Consider the following 11755-nt stretch of genomic DNA (forward strand, 5'->3'; position numbering starts at 1 on the left):
TTCACTACATAGCGACAGCGGAGTCTTACGCCGCCGATTTCTTCGGCGCGAAGCGCCCGTAGAAGGTCTCGCCCTTCGCCGCCATCTCCTCGAGCAGTTTGGGCGGCGTGAAGCGGGAGCCGTATTTGGCTTCCAGCTTGTGGCAGAGCTCGACGAACTTCTTCGTGCCCATGAAGTCGATGTAGGACAGCGTGCCGCCGGTGAACGGCGCGAAGCCGAAGCCGAGGATCGAGCCGACGTCCGCCTCGCGCGGATCAGTGATGACGTGATCCTCCACCGTGCGCGCGGCCTCCACCGCCTGCACCACCAGGAAGCGCTGCTTCAGCTCCTCGACGTCGAGCGTATCAGGATCGAGCTGCTTGGGCTGGAGCGCCGACAGCCCCGGCCACAGGCTCTTCTGACCCTTGCCCTTCTCCGGATAGTCGTAGAAGCCCTTGCTGTTTTTGCGGCCAAGCCGGCCCTGCTTCTCGACCATCTCCACCATCAGCTTCTTCTGATCGGGGTTGATGGCGTTGGGGCCGAGATCAGCTTCCGTCGCCTTCATGATCTTCAGACCGAGGTCGAGCGCGACTTCGTCGGACAGCGAGAGCGGGCCGACCGGCATGCCCGCCATCTTGGCGCAATTCTCGATCATCGCCGGCGGGACGCCTTCGAGGAACATCTCGTTGCCTTCGGCGACATAGCGGCCGACGCAACGGTTGGCGAAGAAGCCGCGGCTGTCGTTCACGACGATCGGCGTCTTGCCGATGGTGCGGACGTAGTCGAGCGCGGTCGCCAGCGCGACGTCACCGGTGTTCTTGCCGAGAATGATCTCGACCAGCATCATCTTCTCGACCGGCGAGAAGAAGTGGATGCCGACGAACTTGCCCTGGTCATTGAAGCTCTCGGCGAGCGAGGTGATCGGCAGCGTGGACGTGTTCGACGCGAAGATTACGTCGGACTTCAGATACTCCTGCGCCTTGGCGAACGTTTCCGCCTTGACCTTGCGATCCTCGAACACCGCCTCGATGACGAGGTCGACGTCCTTCAGCGCAGCATAATCAGCGGTCGGCGTGATGCGCGCGAGCAGCGCTTCGGCATCCGTGGGCTTGGCGCGGCCCTTCTTGATCTGCTCCTCAATCACCTTCTGCGCATGCGCCTTGCCCTTGTCGGCGCTCTCCTGGTCGCGGTCGATCAGGACGACGTCGAGACCGGCGCGGGCCGAGACGTAGCCGACGCTGGCGCCCATGAAGCCGGCGCCGATCACGGCGATCTTCTTCACCTTGGTCGGCGGCACGTCCTTCGGACGGCGCGCGCCCTTGTTGAGCTCCTGCATCGACAGGAACAGGCTGCGGATCATCGCAGCCGCTTCCTTGGAGCGCAGCACCGAGGTGAAGTAGCGCGACTCGACGCGCAACGCGGCGTCGATCGGCAACTGCAGGCCCTCATAGACGCAGCTCATGATCGCTCGCGCGGCCGGATAGTTGTCGTAGGTCTCGCGGCGGTAGATGGCATTGCCCGCTGGGAACATCATCATGCCGTTCTTGGAGAACACCGGGCCACCGGGCAGCTTGAAGCCCTTCTCGTCCCAGGGCGCGACCGCCTTGCCGCCGCCCTTGATCCAGTCCTTTGCCGCCTTGATGAGATCGGCCGCGGGAACGATGGCGTGGATCAGGTTGAGTTGCTTGGCCTTGTCGAGCGCGACGGGATCGCCCTTCAGCAGGATGGTCATCGCGTCCTGCGGCGGCACCAGGCGCGGCACGCGCTGCGTACCGCCGGCGCCGGGGAACAGGCCGACCTTGACCTCGGGCAGGCCGAGACGCGTCTTGGGATTCTCCGCCGCCACGCGATAGTGGCAGCACAGCGTGATCTCGAAGCCGCCGCCGAGCGCGAGGCCATTGATCGCGGCCGCCCACGGCTTGCCGGAGGTCTCGATCGAACGCAGCACCTGCGAGAAGCGGCGGCTCTGGTCGAACAGCATCTGGTTCGCGGCCGTCTCGCCCTGCTCCTTGAAGACCTTGGCGTAGGCCTGGTTCATGCCCTCGAGCATCGACAGATCGGCGCCGGCGCAGAACGCCTCCTTGCTGGAGGTGATGACGACGCCCTTCACCGCGTCATCCGCGGTGGTCTCTTTCACGATCGCATCGAGCTCGCTGGTCGAGGTCTCGTCGAGCACGTTCATCGAACGGCCCGGGATGTCCCAGGTGACGAGCGCGATGCCGTCGGCGTCGGTCTCAACCTTGAAGTTCTTGTAAGCCATGTTGGTTGCTCCTCGGTGCCGCAGCCAGTCTTTCGGCGCGGCGGTTGACTGTGATCTCGTAGGGTGGGCAAAGGCGCTCTTGCGCCGTGCCCACCATCATTCGCGGAGACATCAGTGGTGGGCACGCTTCGCTTTGCCCACCCTACGGCAGCTCGTTACACCCGCTCGATGATGGTCGCGGTACCCATGCCGCCGCCGATGCACAGCGTCACCAGCGCGGTCGACTTGTTGGTGCGCTCGAGCTCGTCGAGCACGGTGCCCAGGATCATCGCACCGGTTGCGCCGAGGGGATGGCCGAGTGCGATCGCGCCGCCATTGACGTTGATCCTGGCGTTGTCGATCTCGAAGGCCTGGATGTAGCGCAGCACGACGGAAGCAAAGGCCTCGTTGAGCTCGAACAGGTCGATGTCCGACTTCTTCATGCCCGAACGCGCAAACAGCTTTTCGGTGACGTCGACCGGACCGGTCAGCATCATCGCCGGCTCCGAGCCGATATTGGCGAAGGCGCGGATCTTTGCGCGCGGCTTCATGCCGTATTTCGCACCCGCCTCCTTGCTGCCGAGCAGCACGGCGCCGGCACCGTCGACGATGCCGGAAGAGTTGCCGGCATGGTGCACGTAATTGACGCGCTCGATCTCCGGATGCGACTGGACCGCCACCGCGTCGAAGCCGCCCATCTGCGCCATCATGGTGAAGGACGGCTGCAGCTGCGCCAACGACTGCATGGTCGTGGTGGGCCGCATATGCTCGTCCTTGGCGAGGATGGTGAGGCCGTTGATGTCCTTCACCGGCACCACCGACTTGTTGAAGCGGCCTTCGTCCCAGGCCTTGCCGGCACGCTGCTGGCTCTGCACGGCATAGGCGTCGACGTCGTCGCGGGAGAAGCCGTACTTCGTGGCGATCAGATCGGCCGAGACGCCCTGCGGCATGAAATAGGCCGGCACTGCCATCGAGGGATCCATCGGCCATGCACCGCCGGACGCGCCGATGCCGACGCGGCTCATGGATTCGGCGCCGCCGCCGATCACCAGCTCATGCTGGCCGCTCATGACCTGGGCAGCAGCGAAGTTCACGGCATCGAGGCCGGAGGCACAGAAGCGGCTGATCTGCACGCCGGGGACGGCTTCGCCGAGGCCGGCTTTGAGCGCCGCGAAGCGCGCGATGTCGCTGCCGGCCTCGCCGACGGGATCGACCACGCCGAGCACGACGTCATCGACGGAGTCCACGGGCAGGTTGTTGCGCTCCTTCAGCGCCTGCAGCGGCACGGTGGCGAGCGCCAACGCCGTGACCTCGTGCAGCGCGCCGTCCGGCTTGCCGCGGCCGCGCGGTGTGCGAACGTGGTCGTAGATGAATGCCTCAGGCATGACGCCCTCCTGATGTGATGTTCAATGCGATTGGGACCTGGCGACGGAAGCGGGCTTAAAATGCTTCCGCCGGCAGTTCCATGACGGTGGCGCAGCCGGCCTGGATGCGCGCGAGATTGGCCGCGGTCTCCGGCAGCATCCGCTCCATGAAGAAACGGCCGGTAACGAGCTTGGTCGAGAGATAGGGCGTGGACCCGGACTCGGCAATCTTGGCCTGCGTGACTTTCGCCATCCGCGCCCACATGTAGCCGAGCGCGACGAAGCCGAAGAGATGCAGGTAATCGGTTGCGGCGGCACCGGCATTGTCCGGCTTCGCCATCGCGTTCTGCATCAGCCAGGTGGTGGCCTGCTGGAGATGGCCGAGCGCGGTCGAGAGCGGCGCGACAAAAGGCTTCAGCGCCTCGTCGCCGCCGTTCTCCTTGGCAAAGGCTCCGACCTCGCCGAAGAACGCCATGATGGCGCGGCCGCCGTCGCGCGGCAGCTTGCGGCCGACGAGGTCGAGCGCCTGGATGCCGTTGGCGCCTTCATAGATCATGGCGATGCGGGCATCGCGCACGAACTGCTCCATGCCCTGCTCGGCGATGTAGCCGTGGCCGCCATACATCTGCTGCGCCTGCACGGCGTTGGCAAAACCGTAGTCGGTGAGGAAGCCCTTCAGCACCGGCGTCATCAGGCCCATGTGATCGTCGGCGGCCTGGCGGTCCTTGGGATCCTCGGAGCGGTGGGCGACATCGCTCTTCAAGGCAGTCCACACCACGAAGGCGCGCGCGGCTTCATTGAAGGCGCGGATGGACAGCAGCGTGCGGCGCACATCGGGATGCACGATGATCGGGTCGGCCGCCTTGTCCGGCGCCTTTGTACCGGTGAGCGCGCGGCCCTGGATGCGCTCGCGCGCATAGGCAACCGCGTTCTGATAGGCGACCTCGGACTGCGCGAGACCCTGCACTGCGACGCCGAGGCGGGCCTCGTTCATCATCACGAACATGCCCTGCATGCCCTTGTTCTCTTCGCCAATCAGCCACCCGGTGGCGTTGTCGTAGTTCATCACACAGGTGGAATTGCCGTGGATGCCCATCTTGTGCTCGATCGAGCCGCAGACCACCCCATTGCGCGCGCCGACGGAGCCGTCGGCATTGACCAGGAATTTCGGCACCACGAACAGCGAGACGCCCTTGATGCCGGCGGGCGCGCCCTCGATACGGGCCAGCACGAGGTGAATGATGTTGCCAGCAAGATCATGCTCGCCGGCCGAGATGAAGATCTTCGTGCCCGTGATCTTGAAGCTGCCGTCGGCCTGGCGCACCGCCTTGGTGCGGAGCATGCCGAGGTCGGTGCCGCAATGCGGCTCGGTCAGGTTCATGGTGCCGGTCCATTCACCCGCCACCATCTTCGGCACGTAAGTCTTCTTCTGCTCGGGGCTGCCGTGCACGAGCAGCGCCGCGGTCGCGCCCATGGTCAGGCCGCCATACATCGCGAAAGCCATGTTGGCCGAGCACTGGAATTCGTTGACCGCCTGGCTCAACGCCACCGGCAGGCCCTGCCCGCCATATTCGGTCGGCACGGAGAGGCCGAGCCAGCCGCCTTCGGCGAGCTGCTTGAAGGCGTCCTTGAAACCCTTCGGCGTGGTGACGCTGCCGTCGTCAGCGCGCTTGCAGCCTTCGAGATCGCCGACGCGGTTGAGCGGCTGCAGCACCTCTTCGGCGAGCTTGGCGGCTTCGCCCAGGATCGCCTCGCGCACATCGCTCGATGCGTCGGAGAAGCCGGGCAGATTGTCGTAGCGGTCGATCTGGAAGACGTCGTTGAAGAGGAAGTTCACGTCTTCGACGGGGGCTTTGTAGATCGGCATGGCGTTCTCCCGGCATGGAGCCGTTAAGTGGTGGTATTCTTTAAAATGCCCTGCGGCGCAGTCCTAGTCGCGAGTCTAGCGGTTTCTGCAACCTCAGGGCAGGTGGTATCGAGCACGCAGTTCGGCGAAAGCCTCACTGGGCTGCGAGCTGCTCCGCCATCAGGCGGTGCAGCATGTTGATGGCCTTGAGCGGACGCACCATCACCTTGAAATGCGTGATGCGGCCCTCGTTATCGAAGGTGATGATGTCGACGCCGTTGATCTCGATGCCGTCGATCTCTGTCTTGAATTCGAGCACGGCGCCGCTCGCGCTCTTCCACTCGCCGACATAACGGAAGCTGGGGCCGCCAAGCACCGTCTCGGCGCTCGACAGATATTTGAAGGTGATGTCGCGCCCGCGCTGCGGCGTGTGCACGACGGGACTTTCGAAGACGGCGTCGGGATGAAGCAGGTCCCACAGTTCGGCGCGCGCCGCAGCGCGGTCTCCAGCGTGCTCTTGGGACTTCATGTAGCCGTACCAGGAATCGAGGCCGGTCATTCTCAGGGTGCCTCCTTTGATAAAAGGCGTTGGCAAAAAGCTTGAAAACAACCCCATGCAAAGTAGCGCGAAGGCCGACGCCGGCTGGGCAACAGGCCGACCGTCATATGCACATTGACGCATATGCGTGGATATGCATAAAGTCAAGTCAATTGGTCGGGTACGTCTTAAGGGAGCCGTGTCATGGCGCTGGGCGACGCAATCCTCGCATGCCTGACGGAACGTCCGATGACGGGCTACGAGCTCGCCAAGACTTTCGACTCCTCGATCGGCTTCTTCTGGAAGGCCGACCACCAGCAGATCTATCGCGAGCTCTCCAAGCTGCGCGACCGCGGCTACATCCAGGGCCGCGAGGTCGTGCAGTCCGGCAAGCCCAACAAGCTGGTTTATACGCTTACCGAGGAGGGACGAACAGCGCTGCGGCACTGGGCCGCGCGCCCGAGCACCCCGGCCTCGACCAAGGATGACCTGCTCGTCCGCCTCCATGCCCTCGACAGCATCGACATCGAGCCCCTGCGCACCGATTTGATGGCCCGCCTGGAGCATCACCGCGACCGCCATGCCAATTACGAGCGCATCCTGAAGAAGCGCTTTCCGGACGGAGAGGCGTCGGGCGTGCTCGACCTCGGCAATTTGCTGCTGCTCCGCCTCGGCGCCCGGCACGAGCAGATGGTGGCCGACTTCTGCGAGGAAGCGCTCGAGGCGCTGTCGACCATGAACGCGCGCGGCACCGTGGTGCCGATCGACGAGGGCAAGCGCGAGAAGGGCTGAGCAACCAAGCGTGACACGAGGCAATGCCGCCGCCAGCCACTCCGCCGTCATCGCCCGGCTTGACCGGGCGATCCAGTACTCCGAGACGGTCATGATCGAATCGAATAGGCCGCGGCGTACTGGACGCCCCGCCTTCGCGGGGCATGACACCGGTGAATGTGGCAAATCGGGAGCGAGCCGCGGGCTCGAACAACCTCTCCCGCAAGCAGGAGAGGGAGCGCACCGACAATGCGCCACTCCTGTTCCCTGCGCCCAACTTTAAGACAGCGGCGACGGCTTCCTTAACCCGTTATTTACCGTAACAGAGAAAAGTCGGTTTTTGAGGCAGACGACCCGCGCCGAATGGAATTGTCTCTGCAACTGGGACGCGCGGGAAAGCTGGAGGCATCGGGTGGGGTGCCGAAGTCGGAACCGGACAGAAGTCATGAATTCGCGCGTATCGTGGAGTGTTGACGGCATCGATCCATCCGTCAGGGAGCGGGCCGAAGCAGCCGCGCGCCGTGCCGGCATGTCACTCAACGATTGGCTGAACTCCACCCTCGGCGACACCATCCCGCCGAACTTCCGCGGACCTTACGAGCAGCGCCCGCAAGCCCCGCAGGCCCCACACCTGGCACCGAGTCAGGAAAGCCGCGACGTCGCCGACATCCACCAGCGGCTGGATGCGATCACCCAGCAGATCGAGCGCATCTCGAAGCCCGCGCCGCGCCAAGACACGTCGCGCGAGCAGGGCGTCGCGCGTCAGCTGAACGATGCGATCTCGCGGTTGGACGCGCGGCTGTCGCAGATCTCGCGGCCGCAGGCGCAGGCATCGCGGCCCGCTCCGGTCGAGACGCGCCAGCGCCAGGCCGAGGTGGTCGAGCGCGCGGCAGCACAGGTCTATCGCAACTCGCCGCCGCTCAGCCCCGCCTCGCTCGACGTTGCGGTGGCCGAAATCAGCGCGCGGCAGAACGAGCTCGACAGCTTTGCGCCCCGGCAGATGCCGCCGCGCGCGGCGCCTTCGATTGCGCCCGCCGCGCCGATGGCTCCCGCAATGTCTCCCCCGTTGGCGCCCCCTGCCCCCGCCTACGCGCCGCCGCCTCCGCAGCCGAGCTCCGACTTCTCCGCGCTCGAACGGCATCTCCTCAAGATCACCAGCCAGATCGAGGCGCTGCAGCGCCCCGATCACATCGAGCAGTCGATCACGGCGTTCCGCAACGAGCTTGCGGAGATCCGCCACGTCATCACCGAGGCGATGCCGCGCCGCGCGATCGAATCGATCGAAAACGAGATCCGCTCGCTGCATCGTCGCATTGATGAGACGCGCACCTCCAGCACCGACGGCCAGGCGCTCGCCGGCGTCGAGCACGCGCTGTCCGAGATCAAGCAGGTGCTGCGCACGCTGACGCCGGCCGAGCAGCTCACCGGCTATGACGAGGCGATCCGCAATCTCGGCGGCAAGCTCGACCTGATCCTGCGCGCCAATGACGATCCCGGCACGGTGCAGCAGCTCGAAGGCGCGATCTCGGCGCTGCGCGGCATCGTCTCCAACGTCGCCTCCAACGAGGCGCTGGCACGGCTTTCAGAGGACGTGCAGCTGCTGTCGTCCAAGGTCGACCAGATCAGCCGCGCCTCCGCCCCCAGCGGCGACAGTTTTGCGGTGCTGGAGCAGCGCATCGCCGCGCTCACCGCGGCGCTGGAGACGCGCGAGCAGCCTGCGCCGTCCCAAAGCACCGAGCATCTGGAGAACGCGATCCGCGCGCTGTCCGATCGCTTCGACCGCATGCAGGTCGGCGGCGACTCCGCCTCCACCTTCGCGCATCTCGAGCAGCGCGTGTCGTATCTCCTGGAGCGGATCGAGGTTGCCTCCGATCCGCGCAACGGCAATCTGAGCCGCGTCGAAGACGGCCTGCACGACATCCTGCGGCATCTGGAGCGGCAGCAGGCGACCTATGCCGCGCTCGCCGAGAGCCGCAGCTCGGCGCCGGCTTCCGATTCCGGCGTGGTCGATCTCGTCAAGCGCGAGCTCTCCGACATCCGCTTCAGCCAGGCCGAGACCAACCGCCACACGCAGGACTCGCTCGACGCGGTGCACAGCACGCTCGGTCATGTCGTCGATCGCCTTTCGATGATCGAGGGCGACCTGCGCGCGGTGCGCAGCGCGCCACCTCAGGCCGCGCCGCAGGCCTTCGCAGCACCGGCGATGCCGGCCGAACCGGCGCGCAGCGCAATGCCGACGCAGCCGCCCAGAGCCGACATCAAGCCCGATCTGCCCAATCCGGCCGCAGCGCAGGCGGCCTTCGTCGCCGCACCGCGCGAATTCCACGCCGCAACGCCGGCTGCTCCGCCGCCGGTCCCGGCGGCACCGCAAGTCACAGCGCCCGTGCCGCCGCGCGCGATCAGCGAAATCCTGGAGCCGCATGCCGCGCCTGCGCGCGCTGCGATCGCACCGGAGCTGCCGCCGGATCATCCGCTGGAGCCGGGCACGCGGCCGAGCGGACGCGCCGCCACGCCGTCGGAGCGCATTGCCGCGTCCGAAAGCGCGATCAGCGAAATTCCCGCCCCGCCAAAGGAGCCGGTGTCGTCGTCGAGCTTCATCGCCGCCGCACGCAGGGCCGCACAGGCGGCCGCCGCGCAGCCCGAGAAGCCCGGCCGTGGCGGCAAGGCTGCCGCAGGCGGCGCTGCCCTGGACAAGGGCAAGGAAGGCTCGACCATCACCTCGAAGATCCGCTCGCTGCTGGTCGGCGCAAGCGTGGTCGTGATCGTGCTCGGCACCTTCAAGATGGCGATGAACCTGCTCGAGGGCGGCGGCAGCACTCCACCGGTGCCGGCGATGGAGACCCCCGCAAGCGCGCCCGCGCCGCAAGCCCCTGCCCCCGCCGAGAACAGCGCGAAGCCCGCCGTGCCCGAGCAGGTCACGCCGTCGATGACCTCGCCGACCCCGCTCGGCCGGCAATCCCTGAACAATGCCGCTCCCGCGAGCTCCGGCAGCGCCGCGTCGGTCGAGATCCCGCCCCCACCGGCGGTGGCTGGAAATAGCGACATCACCGGCGCGATCCCGACGACGCCGTCGCGCGCGCGGCTCGGCACCGTCCAGGTGCCGCCGAGCGAGCGGCTGGCCGACGGCATCGGCGGTCCGGTGCTGCGCGCCGCCGCGATGAAGGGTGATGCGACCGCGGCCTATGAGATCGGCGTACGCTTCGCCGAAGGCAAAGGCGTGGCTGCGAATTACGAGGAAGCAGTCAAATGGTATGACCGCGCGGCGCAGGCCGGCGTGGTGCTCGCGACCTTCCGGCTCGGCACGCTCTATGAGAAGGGCCTCGGCGTGAAGAGAGACGCCGACATCGCCCGCCGCTACTACACGCAGGCCGCCGAGCGCGGCAATGCCAAGGCTATGCACAATCTCGCGGTGCTCGACGCCGACGGCGGCGGACGCGGCGCCAACTACAAGAGCGCGTCGCAGTGGTTCCGCAAGGCCGCCGATCGCGGCGTCGCCGACAGCCAGTACAATCTCGGCATCCTCTATGCCCGTGGCATCGGCGTCGAACAGAACCTTGCCGAATCCTACAAATGGTTCAGCCTCGCCGCAGCCCAGGGCGACTCCGATGCGGCGACCAAGCGCGACGACGTTGCCAAGCGCCTCGACCCGCAGTCGCTCGCCGCTGCCAAGCTCGCAATCCAGACGTTCAGCGCCGAGCCGCAGCCGGATGATGCCGTCAACGTCGCAACGCCCGCCGGCGGCTGGGACAGCGCCCCGGCGCAGGCCAGCGCCAAGCCCGCGCCCAAGCCTGTCGCGACCAAGCGTCAGGCCTTGCTGGTGCATTAGCGCATCAAGAAATTTAGTTAGCTCGATCTTGCCACAGACTCGCTGCACCTCTCCCGCTTGCGGGGGAGGTCGGCGCGAAGCGCCGGGTGGGGGCTGTCTCCACATTGGGAGTCTCGATTGTGGCGACACCCTCACCCCAACCCTCTCCCGCAAGCGGGAGAGGGAGCGCACGTCCCTCGTGGTTGGCAATCTCACCCCGTTCTAAGGCGAAATCCTCTCGCGACCTGCGGTTGCGCCGTCCTATACCTCGCTGCTGATGCCGTGTAGAACTGCGGGACACCCGCGCGCGGTATCCAGCAGCAAGAGGTCGCCTTGTCCGAGACTGATCGCCGGGAGGAAAGCTCCTTCCGCAGCTCTCCCACCGGTCCGCGTATCGCACCTCCGCGCGCGGCAGCCCGACGGCTGACAGTCGAGGGGCCGGTGCCCCTGCCGGCGCGCAGGCGGCTGTTCTGGTCGGTTGTCATCTTCCTGCTCCTGTCGTCAGGTGTGCTCATCCGTGCCTATCGCGACGTGTCGCGGCCCGAGGCCTGGGCCTACTGGAGAGACCAGTATGTCTCGCCGAGCCTGAGCTCGGCCGTCATCGCCAATGTCGATCTCGGCGGCGCCGCGCGCGGCCGGCGCGCACTCGCCGTCAGCGGCGAGATCGGGCCGGCAGCCGCGAACTGGCTGCGTGACCGGCTGGATGATGCGCATCTCGTCCCCGGCGATCTAGTCCTGTTGTCCTCGCCGGGCGGCAACCTCAACCAGGCCGTCATCATGGGCGAGGCGATCCGCGCGCGCGGGCTTTCGACCGCCGTCGGTGTCGCCGACGCCTCGGGCCGGGTACGGCCGGCCTATTGCGCCAGCGCCTGCGTGCTCGTCTATGCCGGCGGCAAGATCCGCTATGGCGTCGAAGGATCGGCACTCGGGGTTCATCGGTTCGTGAACACAGCCGCAGTCAGCGACCCCGTCGCCGACGCCCAGCGCACGGCCGGCGCAGTGCTCGGCTACGTGACGCGCATGGGTGTCTCCTCCTCGATCGTCGAGGCCATGTCACAAACCAGGGACGTGCGCTGGCTCGCGCCCGACCACGCCCTGGCGATGAATTTGATCACTGATCCCGTCGGCAAGCCCTGAGGATCGGCTCGCGTTAATCTGAACTATTCACCATGCCGGGTGGTCCTGATCGGACCACGGGCGAAAACGCCGCACG

At 66.4% G+C, this 11755-nt stretch carries 7 protein-coding genes; 3 read left to right on the plus strand and 4 right to left on the minus strand.

Annotated elements, in window-relative coordinates; genetic code table 11:
* Positions 1 to 25: 25 nt before the first annotated feature.
* The 4 genes from Q2941_RS21635 to Q2941_RS21650 form a co-directional block, all read right to left on the minus strand.
* On the minus strand, positions 26 to 2239 hold the full coding sequence (locus Q2941_RS21635; protein WP_027521453.1) for an FAD-dependent oxidoreductase: 2214 nt from the start codon (positions 2237 to 2239) through the stop codon (positions 26 to 28).
* Positions 2240 to 2394: 155 nt separating this feature from the next.
* Complete coding sequence (locus Q2941_RS21640; RefSeq protein ID WP_027521454.1) at positions 2395 to 3603, minus strand: acetyl-CoA C-acetyltransferase; 1209 nt, start codon at positions 3601 to 3603, stop codon at positions 2395 to 2397.
* Positions 3604 to 3658: 55 nt separating this feature from the next.
* Entirely contained in the window at positions 3659 to 5449 is a 1791-nt protein-coding gene (locus tag Q2941_RS21645) for an acyl-CoA dehydrogenase C-terminal domain-containing protein (RefSeq protein ID WP_254109252.1), read from the minus strand.
* A 133-nt stretch (positions 5450 to 5582) separates the two neighbouring features.
* Positions 5583 to 5987 (minus strand): nuclear transport factor 2-like protein, encoded by a 405-nt coding sequence (locus Q2941_RS21650; protein WP_027521456.1) that lies wholly within the window; start codon positions 5985 to 5987, stop codon positions 5583 to 5585.
* Between the two features lie 183 nt (positions 5988 to 6170).
* Between Q2941_RS21650 and Q2941_RS21655 the strand changes: the two genes are divergently transcribed.
* The 3 genes from Q2941_RS21655 (at position 6171) to Q2941_RS21665 (ending at position 11679) form a co-directional block, all read left to right on the plus strand.
* Entirely contained in the window at positions 6171 to 6758 is a 588-nt protein-coding gene (locus Q2941_RS21655) for a PadR family transcriptional regulator (RefSeq protein ID WP_027521457.1), read from the plus strand.
* Positions 6759 to 7182: 424 nt separating this feature from the next.
* Positions 7183 to 10563, plus strand: a complete 3381-nt coding sequence (locus Q2941_RS21660) for a tetratricopeptide repeat protein (protein ID WP_458193660.1) — start codon at positions 7183 to 7185, stop codon at positions 10561 to 10563.
* Between the two features lie 312 nt (positions 10564 to 10875).
* A complete protein-coding gene (locus tag Q2941_RS21665; RefSeq protein WP_458193661.1) occupies positions 10876 to 11679 on the plus strand; it encodes a COG3904 family protein in 804 nt (267 codons plus the stop codon).
* Positions 11680 to 11755: the final 76 nt, after the last annotated feature.

This window comes from Bradyrhizobium sp. UFLA05-153 (genome assembly GCF_054185185.1).